General features: G+C 63.4%; 14 protein-coding genes. 8 read left to right on the forward strand and 6 right to left on the reverse strand.

Features of this window, described 5'->3' with window-relative positions; translation table 11 throughout:
• Positions 1 to 19: 19 nt before the first annotated feature.
• The 4 genes from HPY44_13790 to HPY44_13805 all read right to left on the reverse strand — a co-directional run bounded on the left by HPY44_13790 (position 20) and on the right by HPY44_13805 (position 5998).
• Positions 20 to 1552: a glycosyltransferase family 39 protein gene (locus HPY44_13790; GenBank protein ID NSW57079.1), complete on the reverse strand. Its 1533-nt coding sequence runs from the start codon at positions 1550 to 1552 to the stop codon at positions 20 to 22.
• Positions 1553 to 1563: 11 nt separating this feature from the next.
• Positions 1564 to 3621, reverse strand: a complete 2058-nt coding sequence (locus HPY44_13795; GenBank protein ID NSW57080.1) for a hypothetical protein — start codon at positions 3619 to 3621, stop codon at positions 1564 to 1566.
• A complete protein-coding gene (locus HPY44_13800) occupies positions 3622 to 4782 on the reverse strand; it encodes a glycosyltransferase family 4 protein (protein NSW57081.1) in 1161 nt (386 codons plus the stop codon). It lies immediately after the preceding gene.
• A gap of 67 nt (positions 4783 to 4849) precedes the next feature.
• Positions 4850 to 5998, reverse strand: a complete 1149-nt coding sequence (locus HPY44_13805; GenBank protein ID NSW57082.1) for a Gfo/Idh/MocA family oxidoreductase — start codon at positions 5996 to 5998, stop codon at positions 4850 to 4852.
• A gap of 178 nt (positions 5999 to 6176) precedes the next feature.
• Here HPY44_13805 and HPY44_13810 point away from each other — a divergent pair, with 178 nt between their 5' ends.
• The 4 genes from HPY44_13810 (at position 6177) to HPY44_13825 (ending at position 10695) form a co-directional block, all read left to right on the forward strand.
• Positions 6177 to 7076, forward strand: coding sequence for a DUF2334 domain-containing protein (locus HPY44_13810; protein ID NSW57083.1), 900 nt, complete (start codon positions 6177 to 6179; stop codon positions 7074 to 7076).
• 17 nt (positions 7077 to 7093) lie between these two features.
• Positions 7094 to 8248: a DegT/DnrJ/EryC1/StrS family aminotransferase gene (locus tag HPY44_13815; GenBank protein NSW57084.1), complete on the forward strand. Its 1155-nt coding sequence runs from the start codon at positions 7094 to 7096 to the stop codon at positions 8246 to 8248.
• A gap of 2 nt (positions 8249 to 8250) precedes the next feature.
• Positions 8251 to 8481, forward strand: coding sequence for a hypothetical protein (locus HPY44_13820; protein ID NSW57085.1), 231 nt, complete (start codon positions 8251 to 8253; stop codon positions 8479 to 8481).
• 66 nt (positions 8482 to 8547) lie between these two features.
• Complete coding sequence (locus tag HPY44_13825) at positions 8548 to 10695, forward strand: hypothetical protein (GenBank protein ID NSW57086.1); 2148 nt, start codon at positions 8548 to 8550, stop codon at positions 10693 to 10695.
• Between the two features lie 103 nt (positions 10696 to 10798).
• Here HPY44_13825 and HPY44_13830 read toward each other — a convergent pair whose 3' ends face one another.
• Positions 10799 to 12637 carry a hypothetical protein gene (locus tag HPY44_13830; GenBank protein NSW57087.1) on the reverse strand — a complete coding sequence of 613 codons (1839 nt, stop codon included), beginning with the start codon at positions 12635 to 12637 and terminating at the stop codon, positions 10799 to 10801.
• Positions 12638 to 12814: 177 nt separating this feature from the next.
• Here HPY44_13830 and HPY44_13835 point away from each other — a divergent pair, with 177 nt between their 5' ends.
• Both HPY44_13835 and HPY44_13840 read left to right on the forward strand, forming a co-directional pair.
• The gene (locus HPY44_13835; protein ID NSW57088.1) at positions 12815 to 13672 is read left to right on the forward strand and encodes a PHP domain-containing protein; all 858 of its coding nucleotides are present in this window, start codon (positions 12815 to 12817) and stop codon (positions 13670 to 13672) included.
• An 89-nt stretch (positions 13673 to 13761) separates the two neighbouring features.
• Positions 13762 to 17034, forward strand: a complete 3273-nt coding sequence (locus tag HPY44_13840; protein ID NSW57089.1) for a heparinase II/III family protein — start codon at positions 13762 to 13764, stop codon at positions 17032 to 17034.
• A gap of 28 nt (positions 17035 to 17062) precedes the next feature.
• Here HPY44_13840 and HPY44_13845 read toward each other — a convergent pair whose 3' ends face one another.
• The gene (locus tag HPY44_13845; GenBank protein ID NSW57090.1) at positions 17063 to 20716 is read right to left on the reverse strand and encodes a hypothetical protein; all 3654 of its coding nucleotides are present in this window, start codon (positions 20714 to 20716) and stop codon (positions 17063 to 17065) included.
• 155 nt (positions 20717 to 20871) lie between these two features.
• Here HPY44_13845 and HPY44_13850 point away from each other — a divergent pair, with 155 nt between their 5' ends.
• Both HPY44_13850 and HPY44_13855 read left to right on the forward strand, forming a co-directional pair.
• On the forward strand, positions 20872 to 23397 hold the full coding sequence (locus tag HPY44_13850; protein ID NSW57091.1) for a right-handed parallel beta-helix repeat-containing protein: 2526 nt from the start codon (positions 20872 to 20874) through the stop codon (positions 23395 to 23397).
• 35 nt (positions 23398 to 23432) lie between these two features.
• The gene (locus HPY44_13855; GenBank protein NSW57092.1) at positions 23433 to 25835 is read left to right on the forward strand and encodes a right-handed parallel beta-helix repeat-containing protein; all 2403 of its coding nucleotides are present in this window, start codon (positions 23433 to 23435) and stop codon (positions 25833 to 25835) included.
• The last annotated feature ends 10 nt before the right edge of the window (positions 25836 to 25845 follow it).

A 25845-nucleotide genomic window follows, 5' to 3' on the forward strand; every position in this document is an offset into this window, starting at 1 on the left:
ATCTCCCGGTGCTTGCGGTCTACCGTTCGGGCTGCTGTGAAGTCGCGGATGTATCGGAACCGGAGTGTTCTGGAACCCGCCTCCCTGGACGCGCAAAATCGTACAGGAACACAGTCGCTCCGGGGTGAGTGAATTCTGCCAGCTTGTGTCCCAGCTGGTCAAGATACCGCCTGAAAAGGACCTCCTCATTCACACCTTCCCAGGTGCACGGATGCGCGAACACGATCCAGGCACGGGATTCGCCCCGCAGCGACGTCAGTTCGTCGCGGTAGCGTTCCCAGTCCTTGCGATGCTCCCCCCCAATTGTGTACTGGTCCGGTTGCAGGTTCATCCGGTCCGCGTAGTAGCGGAAGGTATGCCGAGCACCGTAGTAGACGTAGATCACATCTCCGGGCTGTCGGTGCGCCATCATCTGCTGAACAACCGGACGCACCTCTTCCTTCGTGCGGGGGCGCACGACATCCCGGGCCGCGATGATCCCGGTGGGCACGAACAGCAGGATCAGAAGCAGCGGGCCGACGGCCTCCTTCAGGCTCCGCGCCTGCCGAACGATCAAGGCGGCACCCTCGCCGATGAACAGCAGCCCGAAGGGCACCGCGAAGAGCATCAGGCGCCCGCCAAAGGGGTACTTCCCTACGGAGGAGGCAAGAAGCGCCACCAGCACGCCGGAGAGTGTGAGGAGACACCTGTGTGGCGAAGCCCGGTACGCGGCCACGATCCCCATGAGCAGTGGCAGCGCAGCCACTCCCGGGTGCGGGAATCCCCCGGGCATGCCCAGCAGTTTGAAGGGGGTATCCACGAACCAGCGCAGGTCTCCAATGCTCTTCGGGGGGATCGGCGCGAAAGTGCCCTGCCAGTAATCGGCAAGGTAGTCGTTTTCGGTCGCGCCGGTGAGGGTCATGAAGTACATCACCCCGAAGCTGCCTGCCCACAGGACTCCGCACCCGAGCACACCCGGCAGGTCTCGCCAGCGGCGCTCCGACAGGATCGCGATCCCGTGAACCAGGCAGATCCCGGCCAGCATCAGCGCCGACGCATGCGATCCCCAAACCGCCACCATCCCCACGAGACCCACCAGCCACCAACGCTGGAGCCGCGGCAGCCCGCCACCTGCCAGCCAGAAGATCAGCAGGCAGAAGAACACGTCCGCCGAGTACTGCTTCAGTTCGTCGGAGTAGGCCACCAGGTGCTCGGAGATTGCGAATAGACCCGTGGCGATCGCGGCGGAGGACGCATCAGACCAACGACGCGCTACAAGGTAGAACAGCGGCACGGACAGGACCCCGCACACGAAAGCAGGCAAGCGCAGAGCATCCTCGCCCGAGCCGAGCAGATCCACGGCCGCTCGGGACGCCCACAAGAACAGAACCGGGGCCACCTGCTCATCGGCCAGTGGCTGCAACAGCGCTTCATAGGAACGACTTACGATATTCAGTGCCAGCGCGGCTTCGTCGCTCCAGAGAGAGCGCCCGGATAGGTACTGAACGGTCCTCAGCAGGATGCCCAGGCCAATGAGCAGCCAGGGCCAGTGGCGCGCGAGCTGAGACTGCATGTCTCTCGCCTTCATTCGCCGGGCCGCCTCACTTCGCACCAGAGAACCAATCCGAGAATGAGCGCCGACAGGACCGTGACGGCGATGCCCGCCCACAAGTGGGGATGATGGTAGACCAACTCCACCCGGCTATTCCCCGCAGGTACCTCAACGGCGCAGAATGCGATATTGCACCGGTGCAGTGGAGCCGGCTTGCTGTTGACTCGCGCCTCGAGCCAAGGAATCCAGGTATACGCCAGCACCAGGATGCCCGGAGCGCGGGCCTCGCATTGAGCCACCACTCCGCGTGTGCCCTCGGAGATCACGCGGGCGGCCCCGCCGGAGGCACGCGAGACCCGCGGGATTTCGATACCTGTGCCTTCGGGCAGATAAGCGGTCGCGAAGGGTTCGTCGGACACGTCTTCGCCTCGCAGAACCGCCTCGAACTTAGCTTCAGTAGCCGTCCTTGACGCCAGCCAGGCCAGGCCCCTGTACTCGGGGTTTTCGCGCGAGACAACGGTGCTTCCTCCGCCAGGGCCAGGCCGACGTTCAATGATCCACCGGCAGCCGAACAGAGCCGACACTGTCAGATTGTGTGGGATGTCAGCCATCATTCGCGCATGAGCGAAATGCTTGAGACGCATGGGGGTGTACCCGTCCACCGTGGGCAGGTCCCAGAGCAGGTTCGAATTCGGGTAAGCCATTTGAGCGCGCAGGAGGGTGATCTCGACAACGCTCAGCCCTTCCTCCGGCGGCCTGCGCAGCAAGTAGCGACCCCCTCCGTCGCCACGCTCGAATGACGGCAACTGCTCACGTGCGTCGGCGGCAATCCTCGGGTTGTAGTTCCAGGCGAAAACACCGGTCTCGCACACCACTGCGGCAGCAGCGAGCCACATTATCCACCGCACCGTCTTGAGGCTCTCTGGCAGAGTCGTCAGCCCGATAGCGATGAGCAGACTCACACACGCCGAGATCACCAGAAGCCATCGCGCCGCCGCCCGGAAACTGTTCAGGAACGGGATGTACAGCACAACACGGTAGATCGGATTGATCTGCGACATCCCCATAGCGAAGGCGATGAGCATCAGTATGAGCAGGACGCTGATGATCTTGCGGCGTCGCCACGAAAGAGCTGCCAACGGCAGAAGCGCAAGCGTCGAGAAGCCCGCGAAACCCTCGCGCTCCCAGAATGCCCCTTGCGTGCCCCGAACATTCACAAAGGTCCACAACACGTCACGTGTAATTGGAATCGAGGTGATGAAACTCAGGCTGGGCTCGCTCCGCACGGTCAACATGTGCAGAGCGATCGTTGGCACGAGCATGACACCGGCCAGCCCGACACCCAGCACCAAGACTGATACCAGGACGCTCCATCTGCGCAAGCGCAGACCGGGCGTCGATCGCATGTCCGGCAGCATCAGCTCGCACAGTGCCAGGAGTATGAAACCAGAGCAGGAGGTGAGCAGCAGTTCATGGGGATGTCCGACCAGCGTCTGAGCAACGATACACCACGCAAGAAGGGCGAGGTTGCGCCACCCGCCAGCCAGTCGGTAGTTCAGAATTGCATACCAGGCCCACGGGAACCAGGCGGCGGACTGGATGATCACATAGTGGTGCAGGTGGGCGATCATGAAGCCGCTGTTCGCGAATATGGCCCCCGCGCAGAAGGCCCCCAGGGGCAGAGCGCCCAGTCGCCTTGCCAGCACGAACATCCCCACAGCGGCGATACAGTAATGCAACCACAAGTTCCAGCCCATCAGCAACTCGGTGGATGCAGGCAGCAGCAACAGCAAGTTCGGCGGGTAGAAACGGCCCACCTGCGGATCGGCCGAGATCGGGTAGCCGCAGCCAATCCAAGGACACCACGGGAACCAGTTGCCCTCGAACACACAGCGCCGCATAAAGTCCTGCGTCGGGAGGAAAAACAGCCACTGGTCGTCGTGAAAGTACACCAACCGGCCCAGCAGCACAGGCGCGTGAATGAGAAAAATCAGCCCGCAGAGCCCAACCAGCCAGGGCCAATCCTTCCTGTGAGAGGAAAACGGCTTACCGTGGTCATCTGCTGGGCCGATGAACCCATTGGACCGCATTCAGGCACCACCCAGCCCTGCCAGCTTACCCATTGCCGCCTCATACCTCTGCGCTGTGCGTGTGATTGAGTAGTTGCCGGCCGTCCTGCGCGCGCCATCGCCAAGCCGCCGCCGCAACTGGGGGTCTTCGGCGAGGGTCCTCCAGCAGCGAGCATACTCCGCGGGCGTGTTGGAGTGCACCAATAGCGAGTTTTCACCATCGCGCAGAAAATCCCGCTGACCACCATCAGGGCTGGTCACCACAGGAAGGCCGCAATGCAGCGCTTCCAGGTAGACGATTCCGAAACCCTCATGCAGGGACGCAAGGCTGAAGACATCACAGGCAGCGAGAAGCTGGAACTTGCGGGTCTCGTCGACCCATCCTGTGAGAGTAACCCGGTCGCCGACACCGCGCGCCGCCGCGTGAGCTTCCAGTGCCTTCCGAAGCGGACCGTCACCGACAATCACCAGGCGAATACCGCGGTCTGCGGTGAGAGCCAAGGCGTCGATGAGCCGGTCGAAAGCTTTGCGGGGTATTAGCCGGCCTATGGCTATTGCGATGAAAGCATCCTGCGGCAGGCCCAGTTCGTCGCGGGACAACCGCTCGAACCGGGGCTCGGGCAGGCCCAGGGGAATGACCTCGATCTGCCCGGTGTCCACCCCGTAATGCCGTCCGGCACGCTCCCGGACGTCCGAAGAGATGGCGCATATCCCATCCGCACCCCGGATCGCGCCGCGCACAATGGCGCGGGTGACAGGCCATCGGTGAGGGGAGGTGAACTTGGACGGATCGTAGATGTCGCCGCCGATGATCGTCAGGAGATTGGGACGATCCAGGGCGCGGCTGATTGTAGCACCCACGGGGCCGCTTGGCAGTGCGAACCAGGTGTTGACCACATCCGGCGCAAAATCCCGGGCGATCCGCGGACCGTCACGCCGTCCGGCCCACATGAAACCGGCCATCGATGCGATACTGGCCACAGCGCGCATACCCCGGCCGGGCACGGGTATGCGCGCCACCTGCACGCCACCGACCATTTCGCGGGCCAGCAGAGAACGATTGCCGGAGGTCAGCACCATAATGTCGTGACGGGTCGCCAGCTCCTCGGCGATGTCACGCAACGCCGTGCCTCCCCCTCCACCCAGGGGCGGGTACTCGTAGTTCACCAAGAGGATTCGCATGCACCCCACGCTTCCTGTTTTCGCCGCGAGCAATGACCGCCTCCCCGGGGCCCCGTCCCAGTGAAAGCTACATTGTCACATCCTGGAATGTCCGGGTCGCGGCGCTCTCCCGCGCCTTCAGGCAAGTGAGGGCGCTGATGATCCCCGCCTCAATCGGGCTGCGCGAGTCGCCCTTACCCTGGGCGATCTGGAGAAAATCGTGGCAAAGCTCCGTATCTCCGCCGAAGTGCCCGCCGCCTGCTTCGAACCGGATGGTCTCATTGCGCAGGCTGTGGTGCTCGAACACCTTGACTTCGCCGGTGTACCAGTCGAACTCGACGGTGCCGTGGTAGCCGAGAAATCGGGCTCCGCGCGCCCCGGCTTTGCCCCGTGCGTAGAAGTTCTGGCTGTAACAGGCTTGGGCGCCGTTCTCGAACTCCACAATGGCGTTGCCGCTGTCCTCGTTCTTGATGCTCTCCGAGAACATGCAATGCATGGTGCTCTCGCGGTCCACCTTCGAGCCTTGACCGCGCCGGTAGAACAGGTTGAACGGACTCTCAATGCAGGTCTCCTGCTCATCGCAGTCGCGGCACATGAGTCCTTCCGGCTTGTCGCCGCCGTAGATGCGCCGGGAGTTCATAGCGCAGACGGAGGCGGGACGGGACCCCAGGAGATAACTGATGTAGTCAAAGTCGTGGGTGGCTTTCTGCAGGAACAGCCCGCCGGTCTCGTTGAAGTCCCGGTACCAGCCGCCGTAGTATACCCACCCATAAGGCACATTGTTCCAGGCCTGGACCTGGTGGATCTCCCCAAGACGCCCGGAGTCGATGATCTCCTTGGCCGCAAGCGCCAGCGTGGTGAGCCGCAAGGGGAAGGACACCACGACCTGGGGCCTGTAGTCGTGGAATGCTTCGGCCAGCGCGCGCACCTGCTCCATACTGGTGGCCACAGGCTTTTCCAGGAACAGCGGCAGGCCGCGCTTAGCAACCTTCACAGCCATCGGGGTGTGAAGTGAACAGCGGGTGCCCACGAGCACACCGTCGAACTGCTCCTTGTCCAGCATCTCGTCAGCGTCTTCGTAGATGCCTGCGTTCTTCAGGTCCTCAAAGCTCTCCTTGTACTCTTTACCCTTCGGGTCGGTGATCGCGCCAATCTCGAAAGGCACGCTGAACTGCTTGAGTCCGTTGATGATGCCGCGGATGCGGCCGCCATAGCCGATGACTCCGAACCTGAGCATAACGCAGTCCTCTTCTTGTTTCGTATTGGGGCCGCATGGGCCGGGAGCGCGTTTCGACAGATCTAGCAAAAGGACCTGCATTCCTCCGTGAGCAGAAGGACTGCCGCAGGACCGCGGCGAAAAGCCACGTGTTCCGCCCAGGTTCCACGGAGCGCATTACTCTGCCAGGAGAGCAGCCATGAGTGCACCGCAGCCGCACCGCTTCGTGGTCACCGTAGACGACCCGGGCGGGCTGATCCAGGACCTCGACATATTCGAGCGTACTCGCCAATTCTTCGACGATGAGGGTGTCCCCGCCAGTTTCATGGTTGTTCCCCGGGGCGAGGGCGGCTGGCAATTGGATACCCAGCCGGCATGGCTGAGCGCCCTGAAGTCCGCCGAGGCCGCCGGCCACGACTGCCAGCTTCATGGTCTGGACCACCGAAACTGCGAGTTTGGCCCCTATCCGGCGATGATCCGAGCAATGGGCCGTCGAGATCCCGAGGAGGTGCTGCGGGAGAATGCCGCCAGTTTCGGGAGCGTCTGGAACTATGAGTCTCACGTGGAGAAACTCCAGACTGCGATGGCGATCTTCCGGGCCGCATTCGAACGCGATCCACTGGTCTTGCGCACCGGTGCGCTCTCCCAGACACCCGACTTGTATCGCGCCATGGCTGATGTGGGTATGCGATACACTTCAAATCTGGTGATTGACCCGCGGGGCTGGGAATACATCAACGAGAACTACGATAACCCCGGCGACTGGGACCCGGCGGTGCCGCCACACCCATACATGCTCACAGACCGCGTCGTCAGCTTGCCGATGATCAGCGAGTATGCGTGGTATCTCACGCCGGAGAAGATCCCGGTCCATCTTGCGCTTGCCGTGGAAGACCTGCAGCGCGTTTGCGCCTTGGACGGCGTCTACATCCTGATCTGCCACGTTCAGTGTGTGGGTGCCGAAGACAGGCTGTCGCAGCAACTGATCCACGAACTGCTGTCCGTCGCACGCAGTGACTATAACGTGCAATTCCAAACACTCGCCGACCTCGTGGCTGACATCGAGGCCGGCACCCTTCCCGTCATTCCCGGCGGGTAGAATGGAGGAGGCGCACCGTGGGCGTCGATCGCTTTGATGGGCCGGAAATCGAGTATCTGAAGGACATCCTCAGCCGTGGGGCCCTGTCCGGGCGGAGCAATGGGTACCAGGGCAAGCTGGAGGCGGCTTTCGCGAAGGCCTTCGGCGTGAAACACGCCATTTCAGCCAATGCGGCCATGTCGCTGCTGATCTCGTCGGTGTTCGCCGCCGGGGCCGGCGCGGGCGATGAGGTCCTGTGTGACCCCCTGGTACAGTTCCACGCAATCGGCGCGCTGTGGATGAACGCGCATCCGACATGGGCCGATGTTTGCGAGGATACATGGCTCATGGATCCGGAATCAGCCCGGGCCAACATTACCCCGCAGACGAAGGCCATCTGCGCCACGAACCTCTGGGGACAGCCCGCAGAGCTGGACGCGCTGCGCGCACTGGCAGATGAGAAGGGCATCATCCTCATCGAAGACTGCGCCCACGCCATGTTCCTGCCTTACAAGGGCAAGTACGCCGGCACATGGGGGCACATCGGCGTCTTCAGCTTCTGCCAGGGCAAGCATATGACTACCGGGGACGGTGGCATTGCTCTCACCGATGACGACGACCTCGCCGCCAAAATCCGGGGAGTCACCTGCTTCGGGGAGTCGCCGCCCCACCTGGCCACGGTCTTCCGCATGACCGAGATGCAGGCGGCAATCGGCCTTGCGCAACTGGAGCGGGTCAAGGGGTACATCGAGGAATACCAGAAGAGCTACGCCCACCTGTCCGCGGCCCTTGATGGCTGCGACTGGGTGCAGCCGAGGGCCATCCGCGAGGGTTGCGGCAATTCGCCGTATATCTTCTCCTTCTTGTTCAAGGGCGACGAGAAGGGCATCGACATGATGGAGTTCCAGCAGGCCCTTTTCGACACGGGCGACACCTGGAACGTGGGCTTCACCCAGGTCCCGGCGTACAAGTACAAGCTGTTCACGCACCCCCTTGCGTACCAGGACAAAGGCTGCCCGATCCACAACTGCCCGTACTACGAGGGCAACTACGAGTACCGCGATGGCCTTTGCCCCACCGCCGAACGTATTCTCCCGCGGCTGGTGAACACCAACTGCATGATCTCCGAGGAGAACGCCAAGCGCGTCGCCGAGGGGCTTCGCAAGGCAATCGACTCCGTCGGGAAGTGCTAACCATGGCGGACCTGACCAGACTCTCTCGCGAGACATCGGACATGATCCTGGACATCGTTGCCGACCTGGAACTGTGCAGCGCCGAACAGGTGCGCGACGAACTGAAGACCCGACATGGCATCGACGCGCCGGTTGATCAGGTCGAACGCTACATGGAGTTCCTGCGCAGCGGCTTCCCCCGGAAACTGGCCCACGCCGGACCGGGACGCTGGAACCTGGTGGACCTGAGCTAAGCACCCGCGGCCGGTGTGAGCAATTCCCTGCACCGGCCGCGACACTCCCGATTCCGAGGCAATCCCATGTGGAAACTCTCTTTCCTTGCAATGGCGGTCAGCACCCTGGCTTTCGCACAGGACCCCTCGCTTTCGCCGTCGATTGAGGCGGACGCGGACTACCTTCTGACTACGCCGGACTTCATGTCCGCCCAGTTCGGAATGGCGGTGGATCACGTCGAGGCAGGGGGCGAACGCGTCCAGGTGAGAACCACCGGCGGCGAGTTCGTGTTCAGTCCCGGGGAGAACCTCCTGGTGGTGAGACAGCGCCTGGGCAGGGAGCGCGAAACAGTGCGCGTGAGTTTCCCCGCCGGGCTGCTGTCGGGCCTTGCCACGGAGGCCTGCGGAACCGGCGCGGTGCGGATGCGCAACGGTGCGGGCACACTCCAGTTGCGCATCAATGGGGATTCGCTGCTCATGCTCAAAGCGGCGGAGCCCGTTGAGCTGCGCTGCGAGGTGGCCTTCGAGCCCGCCAGCGTCCGGAAGTACCACGCAGACCGACTACTCCTGGATGAGTGGGGCTGCGTGGGTACCTACTGCGCCACCGGTGAGGGCAGGGCGAAGAGCTCCACCGACCAGCGTACCATCGACTACGCCCTGGATCCCGGGCAGGTCTGGTGGCTGTCCGTGGGGCCGCCAAGGCCTTACCCCTGGGAGGACTCCTTCAACGAGCGTGTGGCCTGGCACTGGTCCATGGAGACTGGTTACCCCTCCGATGACCTGATCGAACAGTGGAGCAAGTACGGGAACATCCTCCTGCAGCAGGCGGAAGTCATGCTCTGGAAAGACTGGAGCCTGCGCTTCATCCCGCGCAACGGCATCGAGGAGTTCCAGCGGGTCAATCAGACGTGCGAGCGCTTCGGAATGCGCAACATCGTCTACACATCGCCTTTCTACTTCCTGACCGGCACCGGGTTGGAAGACAAGGCGATGAACAGCTTCGACAACTTCGCGGTCACAGGCTTCTCGCCCGGCGACCCCCGGGGCCTCAACTGGCCCATCTTCCTTTCCGAGATCACTCGCGTCGTGAAAGAATACAAACCCGACGGCCTTTACTTCGACGGTATCTATGGGAATGTAGTGCGAACGTATCTCATCAGCCGCAAGTCCCGGGAACTGGTGGGCGACGAAGGTATCCTGGAGTTCCACGCCACCGGCAGTCCGCCCGGAGGCGGTGTCTATCTGCCCCAGATAGACACTTACTACACTTTCATACTCCGCGGAGAGGGTTGTCAGGATTCCTACACCAACCCGGACTACATGCGGTATTTCGTGTCCACGTACAACATCAGTAACTCCATCGGCGTGCTGTGCAACAATAACAACTACCCGCTGGACGAGGAGTTTGTAAACTTCCTGCTGGACAACAACATTCGTTTGCATTTCCTGGGAGCCGAAGGGCAGCGTTTCGAAGGCATGAAGAAGTACTACTGGCCGGCACTCAATGCCGACCTGCCCGCGAGGGTGGAGGCGAAGGCGCAGGAGCGGCAGGATAAGCTCGTGGCCCAGCGCCGCGAATTGCAGGCCGTGATGACCGAACCCATGCCCGAACTGCCCGTGGCCTGGCAGGAGACTTTCGATGACCCAACCCTCAGCGCGAAACTGCCGGAACCCGCACCGGAGGGCGGTCTGGAAGCGGCTCTTCCCGGCGGCTGGACGTGTTTCCTGAGCCCACGGAGCGAAGCAACCCTGCAGGTTGAGCAAGACACGCTGCGCATTGATGCCCGTGCCCACACGGTGGTGTCCATCGAGCGAGACCTGCCCGCAGACACAGTCGCGGTGCAGTGCCGGGTCTGGGCGGCCGGCGACTTCGGGATGTCCTGGGGGCCTGGGCTTGCGCTGTGGATCGGCGACACCCGAGCGCGCATCGGCGTGCGCAGTGACGGCCGTCTGCAGACAGACCGTGCCGGCACGCAGGAACTCTACGAAGGCTACCCCGCCGGGGAGTGGTACTGGCTGCGCGTCCGCATCGCGCGGTCATACGTGCTGATGGAGGCATCGCGTGACGGAGAGAACTGGGAATGCCTGCGCGTCGACTGGCTGGCCGATCCATCAGCCCCCAAGCGACTGTTTGCGGGCAAGGTGCCCTACGACGCGGGCAGGAGGGAGCATGCCGAACCGGGCGGAATGGGCACGTGTTTCGTGGACGACGTGAAGGTCTACTGCGCGCCTTAGGGGAGCCGACAGCGGACGCCACCGCTTCGCAAAGCCGACGCTGTTTCTCATCACCGAAGCCCGTGATGCGGGGCACAGGTTCGCACCCGGGGAGATCGCCCCATCACTTTGGCAGGTCACACCGCCACAAGTCGGCACCTGAACCGTAATACAGCGTCTCCCTTTCCGTAACCAGGAACCCGTGGGCTTTGCCAAGGGACGGGTGCCGGCCCACAACCACCACCGCGTTCATCTCCGGGTCGAAAGCGAAAACCAGCCCGCCACCGATCCCGTAGACTCGTCCGCGTGGCCCGACCGGGCTATCGTTGAGGGTCGGAAATACAAAGCCGTTCGCGGGCAGGTCGCCAGTGAACAAGACCTCGCGCTTCACCGGGTCGAACACGTAATACTTCGCGTCAGCTATCCCGAACACCCGTCCATCGCGCAGCCGCACTGCGCGCCAGTACGTACGCGTGCCCGGCACGGGCTTTCCGCTCCAGGTCATCTCGGACTTCACCGGGTCCCAGAGGAAGACTGCGCCTTCTGTCTGGCTGGGGATAGCGCTGCTGCCGCCGCCGATGGAGCAGCATGCCAGGACCTCGCCGGTCTCAGGAATGCTCGCCAGGTGCGTGATGCTCAGATCGGGGAGCGGACATGGGAACTGCTGCCATTTCCGTGTCTCGGGGTCCACCTGCACAAGCGCGCCACCCAGGCGTCCTTTCGCGGGTGTGGTGCCGAAATACAGCTTCCCGTCGGGGCCGCGCTCCCATTGGTTCGGGCGCTCCTGCCCCGGCACTGACTGGGCTATGCGCAACGGGTTGAGGCCCTTTTCGATGGGCTTCGCAGGGTCATACAGGTCCAGATGGCAGCCCATGTAGCTGGCGATCCAGAGGCCCTCGGGGCCGCTGATGATGTCGTAGATCTGAATGGCTCCGGCCGCGACCATACCGTGGTTAGCCATCTCGCCGGTTCCTGGGTCCAGCGACCACAGGAGCCCCGGAAACAGCCCGCCGCCCCAGAGTTTGCCGCCGTGCTCACACGCCACCGAAAAGAGTGTCACCGGCCTGCCCGCGTAGTCCGTGGGTACGTTCCGGGTCTGCCCCCCAGCGTCCTTGAGCACCAGATTCCCGTCGTCATCCAGTCTGACTACAGTCTCTTTTCCGGCCTGCAGGCGCGCGGCATCGGAGCGCCTCGGTGCGGGGGTGGTCACCTCAATGTGGTCAGGGTGGCACAGGAATTCGGTGGCGCCGGACTTCCCGTACACGCGTCCATCCACACCAGTGCATACCGTCGGCGATCCCTGCTCACCCGTCATCTCCGCGGGGAGGATCTGGTGCTTCTCGCCGGTCTTCGGGTCGCAGGACCACAGCTCGCGGTGATGCAGACCCACCGGCACGTACACGATCCCGTCATCGCTCGCCGCGACGGACAACGCATACTTCTGCCGGTTATCCTCCCCGAAGGTCCCCAGTGTCGAGACCTCTCCGGTGCGCGTGTCGCAGCGCACAACGTGGGTGGCCGGATACGTACCGATGTACCAGTTGCCCTGCGGGTCCATGCAGTGCCCGATCCAGTAGTTCGCCGGGCTTGCGGGAATGCCCAGGTCCTTCAGCTCGCCGGAATCCGCGTCGTACCGCAGGAACCGGCCCGGATTGCCGGTGTAGATATAAAGAGCGCCGTCGGCTCCCCGGGTCTGAAAGACATGGGTGCGCCCGTACTCGGTGGTGTCAAGCCAAGTGGTCTTGCCGGTTGCAATCGATACACCCACCGCCGCGTGGCGCTCGCTGGTCTCGTAACGCGCCCAGGCCATGAAATCCTCCCCCGGGCCCTGCGTCACCACTTCAAAGGATAGCGGCTTCACCACCAGCGGCGCCCCGAGGTTCTCGCAGGGGAGTTCGACCGGGTCATCCGCGAGGGCGGCGATGGATGCGAAAAGTGCGAGAATGAGCATTGCGGTAGTCACGTTCGTGCAACCTTTCCGGTGGCAACAGGGAAGCGATTCTTCTGAACTAGCGTTCCTTACAGTTTCCCCGCGCATGGCCCGGCGGCCTTCTCGAGCCGTACCGGTCTGAAGGTGCCCCGGTGACGAGCGCGGAATCTCACTCACGATCGGCTAATGACGACCTCGGGAGACTTCCTGATGCCCCTCACCAGCGATTGGCACATCCACAGCCGGCATTCTTGCGACGAGGCGTCCCTCATCATGAACGAGCTCGTCGCGTCGGCAGCTCGGGACGGTATCCACGAGTTCGGAATCACCGACCACATCCATACTCCATATAATCTGCCTGACCTGTACGCTTCGAGGCAAGAGTACCTGGCCACGGAACCAGGGCACAATTTCCACTTCGGCGTTGAAGTCAGCTGCGTTTCCCAATGGGAGCTGGAAGAGCTCGCCCGAGGTAGTTACGAGCGCCCTGTCTATGGACTGCGGCAGGGAGGTCCAGCCGGTGCGGAACCCGCGATCGGCCTCACCGCCGACGACATCGAGAATCTGGGCATCGAGTACGTGGTCGCGGGAACCCACTGGCCGCTGTACTGCCCCATGGAGCGAGACGCGGTGATTCGCGATTACCACCGACAGAACATGTACCTTGCGGCCCATCCGCTGGTGGACATCGTCGCCCACCCGTGGTGGTGGATGGGCCACTGGCGCGACGATGACGGGCGCTATACCACCGATCCGTGGCTGGACGATTTCGGCAAGATTCCCTCATCAATGCACGATGAGTTCGCAGCGGCCCTGGTTCAGCACGGCAAGGCAGCCGAGGTCAACATTTCGGCCAACCTGCTCAACACCAGCTACCCGGACACCTTCCCGCTGCAGTACGTGGAATACCTGGCCGGCCTCAAAGAGCGCGGTGTCATGCTCACTCTGGGCTCGGACTGCCACTCACCGCGCTACGAGATGGCCTTCGAACGCGCCGAGGCCCTTTTGGCCACAGTGGGGATCACCGATGCCGATCTCGGCCGACCGCCCAGACTGCAGGGCAGATAGCAGGCCGGGCCGTGGCCGGATGTCGCTTCGCGAGCCCCCCGGCGCCAACGCGTCGGGTTGACCGCCACACCCCGGAGGACAAGAGGGACATGCACATGCTTCTCCCTGTGCTGCTTGCCGCGGTGATTGCCGTCCCGGGTTACACGCAAGATGCGCCCGAGCCGATCATTCCGGCATCGGCTGGGGGTGTTCCCGCGCCGCCCGCGGAAGAGACCGCCAGAGCACTCTTCGCGCGCTTTGATCTCAGTGCGCCCGAGTGCCGCGACTATGCTCTTCTCCTGCGGCAGGCCAAACTCCTGGAAGCCCTGGAATTGTGGCGCGACCGGGTGGTCCAGCGACTGCGCGTCCATGATTTCGGCGAGTATGGCTGGCATGAGTATGCACGGCACCCGCGCAGTGTGGGCAGCATTGATGCTCTCCTCGGAAAGCCTCCTCGTCAGGAGTACCTGAAGTCACCGATGGTGGGCTTCGTGGACATCTACGGCATGACCGGACTGCCCGGCGACACTCCCCCGGTGAACTGGTATGCTCATGTGGACGACGTCACGGACTGGGGCGGTGGCGACTGCGAGAAATGGGACCGCACGGTAAAGATGGAGCGCACCGATTATGGAAACTTCGAGTTCGCGAAATCCTTTACGGCTCGTTACTGGGAGACCGGAGACGCGGTCTATCTGGAAAAGGCGCTGGACCTGTTCAGCGACTTCTCCCGAAACCATGCCCGAGGCTTCTGGGCGATCTACTTTGCGAACCAGGGCCTCCCGGACAAGTTCGTCTGGGAGAAGCTGCATGTGGACTGGCGGCTGAACACAAACGCTCTGCAGATCGGGTGGCGGCTGAAGAACTTTCTGAAGGTCCTGGCAGGGCTGACCAAGTGCCTCGGCCCGGACAAGGCCGCGGAGTGGAAAGATGTGCTCGCGCCTACACTTGAGGAGCTGCCTCGGGAGCGTTTGGCGCTCGTGAACGCCGCGCAGCTTGCCGAGATCGCCCTGAGTTGCGAGCGCGACCACATCAGCAAGCTCATCTGGTTCACCCTGTACCCCGGCGCTGTGCCCAATCAGCGCGCGGAAGGCCTGAAGGCCCTGGCCTTCTACGCCGCGATCTTCCCCGAGTTTCGCACCACGCCGCAGGTGAACGAGTATGTGGAACGCGGGTACGAGGACTTCCTCAGCAGCAACTTTGCCCCGGACGGCGGCAGCCTGGAGCAGTCCTTCAACTACAACAGCCAGGACAAGGAAGGCCTGGAGGAGGTTCTCGATTTCTACGGCGACAACCCGCCGCGTTTCGCGAATCAGATCCGCGAGCGTGTCGCGGCGCGCAGGCGCGTGGATGATGCGCTGCAGACGCCCCTGGGCGGTCTTCCACAGGTGGGCAATGCCCACGATGTGCTGGGCAAGAATGTCTGGGAGAGCGACGCAGCGGCCGAGAAGTACTGGGCCACACCGCTCGAGGGCAAGAGCCCGATTCGTCCCCAGCCGTACACATCGATTTCCCTGCCCTACAGCGGCTTCCACGCCATGCGCAGCGGCTGGCAGATGAAGGACCTGTATCTGTTCTTCATGAACGGCAGGCCGCAGGCAGGGCACTCCATGCGCGACAACAACGCCATCCAGGTGACCGCCTATGGACGGCAGCTGCTTGTCTGCGGGGGTGACCCGACCTATGGCGTCTTCCGCACCCCGGAAGCGAAGGGCGCGGATTTCTACCTGAGCGAGGCTTCGAGCCTCAAGAACAACACAGTGATCGTAGATGGGCGCTCTCAGTCCAAGAGCGGCCCCCATGCATCACGCGCATACGAGACACCGGTGCTCAGTCGCTGGCATACTTCCGAACGCTGCGACCTGGTGGATGGGCTGTATGACTTGGGCTACGGGGATTTCGAGAACAACCGCGACATCAACGTGGATATGAGCGTCCAGCACTACCGCCGCGTGGTCTTCGTGAAACCCGCGAAGCTCTGGCTGGTGGAAGACCGCATGATCAACACTGGCGACAAGCCCCACCAGTATACCCAGGTCTGGAACTTCGCGCCATACTGCGAGGACCCCGAATACCGCAAAGTCATCGCCGGGTTCAAGGAAGATCAGTTCGTCCTGGACCAGACCGCCAAGCGACTGCGCACCGCGGACCCGGACGGACCGAACATCGAACTGCTCCACTTCGGCCCGGCGCTGGAATACCGCAAGTACCACGGCAACCGTGACCCGTGGCTGGGCTGGTATTCGGCGGGAATTGGCGATGCGCGGCCGGCCGTGGACATTCACGTAAACTGGCAGAGCAATGCTTCGGACCGTCTTCTGACGCTCCTCGTGCCCACCGATAAAGGGCAAGCCGGCCCGGTTGCAAGAGCCGCGGAGCTCCTATCAGAAGCGAGTGGCGCGGGCCTCGACACCACCCTCGACGACGGCACCCGCATCCGCTACGTGAGCCGTGGTGCCGCGCAGTCCATTGAGCTTGGCCCTGTGACGGCCACCGCCGAGTCGCTAATGGTGTGCGAAGCCCCCGGGGCAAGCCTCTGGGGTCTGGCTTTCGGCTGCAGTGACATGGCGATTGGTGCAGCAGCACAGGAAGTGCCCACACACGACTTCGAGTTCCGCATGGACGGCGGCCAATTTACGTCAGAACCGATCTACGTCCCGAGGGTGCCTGTGATCTCGCGCCCGAAGCCATTCCTGAAAATGGCCGACGCGGACCCGCTCATCATCGAGGCGGAGCCCGGATACCAGGTCCGGTACACTGTGGACGGCAGGGATCCCAACGCCCGGTCAGCGCTGTATGCTGGGCCCGTTGCGCTTGTCGAGCCCTGCACGGTAAAGGCGCGGTATTTCGAGGGCAATCGGCCGCTGCCGCTGGTGGCGACCCGCGAGTTCCGGCCCTGGCCGTGGCCTCCGCGTGAACCGGAGCACGCGACCGAAACGGGACTGGTGAGAGGGATGAGGTACGACTTCTTCGAGCACAAGGGCAGCGTCAGGATATACGACCTGATGCTGCGAACGCCGAACAAATCAGGGACCTGCGACGGCCTGGACATGAGCATCACCGAACCCGCGCGCTTCTGTGGTGTGCGATGGCGTGGGTTCCTCAAAGTGCCGCAGGACGGCGTCTACCACTTTCACCTGGAAACGCCGGAAACCGCCTCGGTGCTCATCTTCAACCCGGAGCGCGACTTGGCATTGCCCGAGCTCGCGCGATGCGGCTGGTGGGGAAGCAAGCATACGGGCAGCGCAGCACTGAAGGCCGGCCTGCATTGCTTCGAAGTCCAGTTCATGCGCAACTCGAAGAACCAGATGCGGCTGGAAATTGAGGGGCCGGGCATCCCGCGTCAGGAGCTGTCTGCGGACCGGCTGTTCATCGAGCCTTAGGGAGCTGCGCCACGGCGACTGCCTGGGCTCACGGCTCCCGCATCACCACGCAGCCCACCCCATGCGGGCCAAGCTGCACCGGGATGTAGGCCTTGCCGTCAGCAAGGCGCACGTCCAGCAGCTCCCCGGTCATCGCGTCGGAGTACCGGGCGCCTTCCAGATGCGGGACGCTCAATGCCTCGCCACGAAAAGTCCGGTAGCCGGCGTTGAACAGCGTCCAGACCGTCTCCCCGCCGCCGGTGAAACGGTTCGCATACACTGTCGGGACCAGCGTGGGCACCAGGGGCTCCACATCATCCGCGCAGAACGCCGCGCGGTGCTCGTGCTGGATCGCGAAGGCCCCGCGCAGGAACTGATGGGCGTCCTCGCAGTAGAAACCCGTAGTCCCGCCGTGGGTCCACAGGCCTTCCCCATTGAAGAACGGCCATTTGAGCAGGTCCCAGCCGCCTTCGGTGAAGGCGTTGTACGAGACAAGCTGAAACACTTTGAAGTCCGGGAACATGAAACGGAACAGGTCCACCCGGTGAGGCATGAGGTCCGGGTCAGACCATGTCACCGAGTAGCCCAGCGCACCGTCCTGAAACTGCGAGTTCACGTCGTTGGGCGTCTCTTCGGTGAGTGTCGCGATCTCTTCGGGAACGCTGGAGCGGATGGCCTTGAGGGTCGCCGCTTCTCCTCGGATCGGCCCCCACGGAACCGGGTGCCCGTGCTCCCGAGACCAGCAAGTCTTCCAGGGGTTCAGGAACCCGTACTGGTCGATGTACATGCCGTCCGGCTGGAGCTCGCCTGCCACCCGCTCGTAGGTGCTCGCGAGATGATCGCGCCATCCCTTGGCATCGGCGCACATCATATGCTCGGTGGAGTCGGGTTCCCACAGGAATGGCGAGCCGTCCTTGCGGCGCATGTTGTATTTGGGCACGTTCTCACGGCCCCACTCGCCCCGGATGTCGCACAGGTAGCCCTCGATATACAGCCCCACGCGGACACCCGCGTCCTGCGCCTGACGGATCGCCTCCCGTATCGCTTCCCGGCCGCCCAGTTCATCGTAGTGACTGTAGTCGCCCACTCGTCCGTAGACGCGCGACGCTCCGAAGTCGAAGATGTGCAGGTAGTCCAGGCGCCCGAAATAGTCGCGGTACTTTTCGATCGTTTCCTTCATCTTCCACTCGCCTGTCTGGTTATTGCGCAGGCTACCCCAGGCGAAAGTCTGCTGATAGTAGAAAACCTCCTGGAACCACTGCTTGCGGGGGACCTGGGGCTTGTACCAGGTCTTCACCCAGTCCCGGTAGATGCCCAGCGCCGCGCGCCAGTCTCCGGAGTGAGCCCGCAGAGCCACGGGGCACGTCTCGATGCGCTCCTGCGGCTGGTACTCCCGCTCCCAGAAGTCCAGGCGCCAAGCGATCCCGTTCTGGTCCTTGACCAGGTCCCAGTACCGGTAGTCATTGTCGAGATCGTACGTCAGTAGCGCCAGCCCCGCGCCGGCAGCGGGACTGAACGCGTCCGCCACCTGCAACGGGTACTCGCCCCCGTAAGTCTGCCGCTGGTGGGTAGGCCGGTTGCTGATGATCCCACCCTTGCGCCCCCACAGATACCATGTATCCTTCGCGGACCCGATGCGCAGTCCGTTCACAAGCGGGAAGCTCACCTTCGGCGTGAACACCTCTTCCGACGCCTGTTCGAGGTCCAGCTCCATGCCGATGTCCGGTCCATCGCCCACGGATATCCGCAGTTCACCCCGCAAGGCCACGCCGCCCTCGGTCCCATCCACCGGAATGCGCAACACGGTACGTTCCCCATGAGCCTCCACTAACGCTTCGCCCACGGATACCTGCTCTGAGGTTAGCGTGGTCTCGTCGCGCCCGATGGAAAACAAGGGGCCTGGCTCCACCGTGATCCCGGGCCCCTGCATGAGCGGACTGCTTAGCCCCCGCAACCGCACCCCGCCTCGAGTCTGCACATCGACCGCAAGCAGGTCGTTGGCAATCAGGAATCCGCCCTCATTGGGGGTGATGCGGCCATCACCGGGAACATCAGCCTGAACAGAAACCGGCGGCGGGATGACCTGCACTTCGGGCTCCTGGGTCGCCGCCGGGCCGCCGTTGACCGTGGCCGCCGCCAGCCAGAGTTTCCCGCTCTCCATACGGTTGCGCAGGCTCACCCGGGCGATCTTTTCATCGCGCAGACCGGTGAGGCAGTAGACCTCCGGACCATTGCGCAGTTCATAGCGACCCGAAACCAGGCAGATCGGAAACATCTCATCAACCAATCCGTCCGCGTACTCGACCCGGAATACGAAACGTTCGGGGGCGCTGGTCTGTCGCATGGGAACGGGGTCGCCCATGCGGGAGCCGTCGGTTGCCGGAAGTTGGCCGGCGAGGAGCAGGTAGAGCTCTGAGCCGCTCTGCCCCACCTCCAGCTTGGCCATTTCATCAATGTTATCCGGCGTCATGAGAGCTCTCGGCTCACCTGTGGTGAGGCGAAAGGGCACTCCCCGCACGCAGATCTCGCCCTGGGGGAACCATGAAGACAGGCCCATGGCCCGCAGCGAATGGCCGAGAAGCGTGGTATCTTCGTCAGGGACCTCGACCGGCCGAACGTTCCCTCGCGCAAGCATGGACCCGCCCCAGCCCTCGGACACGGGCAACACTTCACTCACCCGAAAACGTGGCCGCCGCGCGCTGAACCGCACCGTGTCGATCCACACATCCCCGCGTTCGCCCTTGCTGCAGACCTGGACCGCCGCGTGAGTGGCCGTGAAGTCCGCGCTGAAAGGCAACACCAGCACATGCCACTGGCCGTCGGGTTCCACCTGCGGGAGGGAGATGACGCGCTGGCTCTGCTGGGGCATGCCACCCTCCGCACCCGACAGCCAGAGCAGATAATCGCCCCACGGAGCAGTGCCCTGCGCCCGGTAACGGATCGCCACGAAACGATAGCCACTCAGGTCGACGGGTTCGCGCAGGGTGGCCGACCACTTCATGCCCTTGTCGGCGCCTTCAGCGCTCAGATGCAGGACTCCGTTGTCCGATTCCGCCGCGAAAGCTGCCGCGTCATTCGCCAGCCAGCCCGGCTCCGCGCGCAGGTTTTCGAGATCCTCCCCTGGCCGCAGGACATAATCAGCCAGCGGAGTCGCACTCGCCGGAATGACCGTCGCATCCGCGGGGGCATCGTCGGTAACATCCAGGTGATCGAAGCTGATCCACGCAGGCTCTTCTCGGCATTGAACTTCGGTCAGTACCGACCGCACCCCGCCCTGAGCGCCCCGGGCCGCGAGGTCCACCGCAATGGTATGCCACTGGCCATCGCGGACGAGCTCGGCCACGTTGAGTACTTCCTTGCCGGAAGCGCTGCCGTCATATACCCAGATCGCATAGCCGCCCGCGAGGTTGAGCGCCCGGTAACGCAGCACCAGGTAGACGCTGGTCTCGGCGGCCACGTCGCGCAGGGGCAGTTCGAACTTCATGCCCTTTCCAGGCTCCGAGACCCGCAACGTCACCGCGCCGTCTTCAGCGATGACCTGGGGATTTGCCGCCGCATTCCCAAGGAAGGTGGGGTGGGCGATCCATCCCGGGTCGTTGCTGAAATCCACGGGCAAGCGCACCTGTGCACTGCAGGCGCCGGCTACCAATACGAGAGCGACCAGCAGAGACCCAACCGGATGGAGTGCAGGATTGGTTGTCATCAGCCTACATTCTCCCTTCCCACGCCATGTCCGCCTGTCAGACTTGAATACTTATGTTCATTCCCGGCACAGTAAGCCCCGACCTTCCGAAGGGAGGCATGGCGTTGATGGTGAATAGCCAGGAACCACTGCCTCACTGGAAGGGAGCAGATTGCATGTCACCCACGGCTCTGTGCCTCGCATTACTGGTGGCCCTCGGGGCGTCGTGCCTCTCCGCCGAGACCGTGCTCTTTGTCTCGCCCCAGGGTGATGATACCTGGTCTGGACGGCTTCCCGCTGCCGATGAGCAGGGCGCGGACGGGCCTTTCGCCACGGTCGCGAAAGCCCGGGACGCAATCCGCGCGCTAAAAGAACAGGGGGCGCTCACAGGTCCCGTCACGGTTCAGATCCGCGCGGGGCAGTACTTCCTGGATGAGCCCCTCTCTCTCGGTCCGGAGGATTCCGGGACAGCCGAAGCGCCCATCACATACATGGCCTACCCGGGGGAAAAGCCGGTGCTGGTGGGTGGGAAACCAATCACGGGGTTTGAAGCCCAGGCTGACGGGGTGCTCGTTGCCGACCTGCCGGAAGTGCGGGGTGGGAGCTGGCGTTTCAAGTCCCTGTATGCCGACGGCAGACGAATGATCCCTGCGCGCACCCCCAATTTCGACCCGACCGATCCCTACCGCAAGGGGTTCTCATATGTGGCCCTGGACCCTAACGCCTTCGGTTATTCGGTTGGCAATATCCACAATCCGGGCGACTGGATGGAGTATGACATCGATGTACCGGCGGATGGAGAGTACACGCTCTGGGTCTACTACGGGGCGCAGAATAAGCCTTTCGGCAACGACAACATGGCCGGGCGAACAGCTGTGAAGATCGATGATGGTGAGTTCACGCCACTCCTGAACCTGCCGGACACCGGGGGCTGGGCGGTATCAAGCTGGCAACCCACCGCGACGCTGAAGTTAACAGCGGGGAAGCATGTCTTGCACTGGGAGAATCTCAGGGGCGGCGGGCTGAACCTGGCGACCTTCGCGCTGAGTGACGACCCGGACTGGAAGCCGGTGGACACCAACCTCCCCCCGGTGGCCGACGGCAGGCACATGATCCTGATCCAGGCCGCGCGGTTCACGAAGTACAAGGGCATCCAGCTATCCGTGAGCGGCAGCGGGATGGGCTCCAAGACCAGCTTCACCTACGCCCCTGGAGACATCAAGCCCGAATGGGCACAGGTACCCGGTGCGGAGGTCCACATCTTCCAGTCCGGCAACTGCCGGGCGTTCCACGAGGTTCTGAGCATCGAATCCGTGGATGAGGAGAAGCACCTGGTCACGGTGGGCGGCCCGGAAGCATCCTCCTCCCTGGCCACCGGCGACCGCTACTTCGTGCAGAATGTCCCGGATGCCCTGGATGCACCGGGCGAGTGGTACCTGGACGCGGAAAAGGGGCAACTCCGATTCATCCCGCCTGCCGGGTTCGGCGCCCAATCCCTCGTGGTCGCTCCGGTGGCCGGGCGCATCGTGGAACTTGTCGGCGAAGCGGACAAACCCGTCTCTCACGTGCGCTTCCGGGGTCTCACCTTCACCGGTGGCGAATATGAGCAGAACGACGGCGCCATCGGCTACGGCATGGGCACGAACGGAGTGTTGTTTCTGGGGAATGCCACGGACTGCGAGGTGTCCGACTGCACCTTCGTGAGCATCGGCAAGCACGCTGTCTGCTGCTCGGGCGGCGGGAGGCATGCCATCACGGGGAACGACATCTCCCGCACCGCCTACGGCGGCGTGATACTCCTGGACAGCGCCGCAAACCTGGTGGCAGACAACCACATCCATCATACCGGAGAAGTCTACAAGCACCCGGGCGGCATCGCCATGCAGGGCGCGAAGGCCAGTGACAACGTGGTGCGCCGAAACGCGATCCACGATACTTCCCGGTACGGGATCAGCTTCAAGTACGCAGGCACGAACAACCTCGTCGAAGACAATTTCATCCAGAACACCAACCTGGAGACCTACGATACGGGCGGCATCGAGGTGACCCAGGGCGACCGCGAGGGCCGGAGTGGCAGCACTATCCGGCGGAACTTCGTGGCCGATACCATCGGCTATTCCTGCCAGCACGACAAGCCCCTTTTCCTGTCCTGGAGCATCTACCTGGACTCCTTTGCCGGCGGGTACACGGTGCGCGACAACATCTGCCCGCGCAGCAACAACGGCGGCATCATGTTCCAGGGGGGCAAGGACAACATCGTCATCAACAATATTCTTGTCGACGGGCGAGTGGGCCAGGGCCACTGGTCCAACTTCGCGGGCAACTCCACCGGCCTGGTATTCGAGCGCAATATCGTGGCCTGGAGCAACCCTGACGCAATTCTCTGGGCCCACGGCACACTGGGCCCTGAGGTGATCCGCGCGGACCGCAACCTCTTCTGGTGTCCTGGCATCCCCGAGCCGAAGCTGGGGTACGGTGGCCGCGAGACCTGGGCTGACTGGCAGGCTCGTGGATATGACCAGAACTCTCTGTTCGCCGACCCGCACTTCGTGGACCCAGCCGAAGACGACTTCACGCTGCGCGCCGAATCGCCCGCCTGGCAGCTGGGGTTCGAAAAGATCGACACCAGCGGCATCGAAGCCGCAAGAGCCCACTGCAGCTGCAAGATCGAGCCTGCCTCGATCCTTTTCTTCGCCCAGTAACGCCAACCTGCCGTTCGCGAGGGGCTGATTGCACAGTGACAGGAGCCCGCCACTTCAACACCTTCGCTGCGTGCGCCATCCTCGTGGCATTCCTTGTGGGATGCGCGCAGGGCGAGACTGTGATGCACGTCCGCGGTCAGACGCCGAATGCGAAGTTCATGGGACAGGGCACCGAGGAATCGCCCTGGCGTTCAATCCACGCTGCAATGGCGGCGGTTCGAGACCTCACCCAAACCGGCCTCACCCAGGACGTGCGGGTCGTACTGCACGGCGGCGTTTGTCGTATCGGGGCGCCCCTGGAGTTCGGCCCGGAGCATGGAGGGACGGAGCAGTTCTCCGTAACCTGGTGCGCTGCGCCGGGGGAGGATGTGGTCATCAGCGGCGGCCGCGAGATCACCGGGTGGCAGGCACACGCAGACGGCATCTGGACAGCGACCGTGCCGGGTGTGAGAGAGGGCGACTGGTATCCCTCGTCGCTCATCATCGACGGGCAGCCTGCAACTCGCGCGCGGACCCCCAATGCGGATGCGCCCCAGCCACTTATCCAGGTTGTGGACGAACGGCTGGACACTGAGCGGATGGAGTTCCGCCTGACATTCCCCGCAGGGGTCGTCGAGAACTGGGGCAACCCCACTGACGTGGAGATGGTCTGCCAGGGCAACTGGGCGATCAACCGCAAGCGCGTGGTGAGCCTCGATCCAGAGAGGAACGCAGCGGTGTTCCAGCCGCCGCATCTTGACCGCTCGAAGCTCCCCTGGAACTGGCCCGGCAAAGGCCGCTGGTTCTTTCTCGAGAACGCCCGGGAGTTTCTCGACCAGCCCGGGGAGTGGTATCTCGACCGCTCCAGCGGGACCATCAGCTACATGCCGCTCCCGGGGCAGGACCCTGGCAAGCTGAGCGCTGTTATGCCCCGCTGCGAGGGGCTGGTGGTGGTCAGGGGCACCAACGAGCAGCCGGTGCGCAACCTGCACTTCCAGGGAATCCAGTTCGAGGATTCCGCCTGGCCACTTCCAGAGGGCGACTACCATGGAGTGCAGGCCTGCCGCTACTCCACCGGCAGCACCGCCAACCGGAAGGTGGTGCCGGTGGGCATCCGCTGGGAGTGCGCACAGGACTGCAGCCTGACCGAGGGAGCAGTGAGGCATTTCGAGGCGTCCGGCCTGGAGATCGGCCGGCGCTGCTATGGCGTGCGCATCGTGGGCAATGAAGTCACGGATATCGGCGGCAATGGCATCGAAGTGGGTGCGGCGAATGATGACGCCGAAGCGCCGGCCGGCAACATCGTAAGCGACAATCACATCCATCACACAGGCCAGAGATTCTTCGGCGCGGTCGGCATCTGGGTCGGCTTCGCGCGCGAGACCACCGTCTCCCACAACCGGGTGCATGACCTTCCGTACAGCGGCATCTCCTGCGGGTGGGTTTGGGCGCCGCAGGCATCCGCGTGCAAGGCCAATCTGATCGAGTACAACCACATTCACCATGTCATGGGCAAGCTCTGCGACGGTGGCGGCATCTACACCCTGGGCCTGCAGCCCGGCACAGTGATCCGCGGCAATCTCATCCACGATGTCTACCGCAGCGGCCATGCCCAGGGCGCTCCGAACAACGGAATGTTCATCGACGAGGGCAGCACCGGCTTCCTGTTCGAACGGAATGTGATCTACGCGGTGGGCTCCGAACCGGTGCGACATAACCAGAACCGGTCCGAAGGACACACGTGGGTGGACAACCAGTTCGGTATCCGGGCCTTCGCCCGGGGACTTGTGGGCGGCGCGCTTCAGTGCCCGTCGGCGCTGGTGGAGATGCCCCACTCGGAGGCGCTCGAGCCCGAGCAACTCACCCTTGAGGCATGGGTGCGCGTTCCATCGTCCCATCCGAGCGGTGACACCCGGCGCTGGATTGTCTGTAAGAACGATGATGAGTGGACCCAGGGCAACTATGCGCTGGTTACGAACGTTGGCAAAGTGGGTGCATACCTGAACATCGGCGGCGGGCAGGGGAACATGATCCAGCTTTGGAGCGCTGATGGTGCATTGGCGTCCGACGTCTGGCAACACGTGGCGATGACCTACGACGGAAAAGACCTCGTCGTATTCGCCAACGGAACCGAGGTCGCCCGCAAGGCCGTGAACCGCAGGCGTGAGCCCGGCAATACCCCCCTCGCAGTGGGTGGCAGGCAGGACCGTTACAGCTCCTTCGAGGGCCTCATTGATGAGGTGCGGGTGTACAGCCGAGCGCTGCCCCAGGATGAACTCGCTGCCCACGTGGCCCAGGGCGCGGCCGATCCCCCCGCGGCCTGCGATCCGACGCGGGAGACAGGGCTGATCGCGTACTTCGGGTTCGATGAGGGCGACGACGCCCGGCGTATCATCGAGGAAGCCCGTGCAGCCACCGGGCCAAGAGAACCACACCGCAGCAGGCTCGGTGTGCAGTAGTCAAATCAGC

The sequence above is a fragment of the Armatimonadota bacterium genome, from assembly GCA_013314775.1.
Taxonomy (GTDB): domain Bacteria; phylum Armatimonadota; class Zipacnadia; order Zipacnadales; family JABUFB01; genus JABUFB01.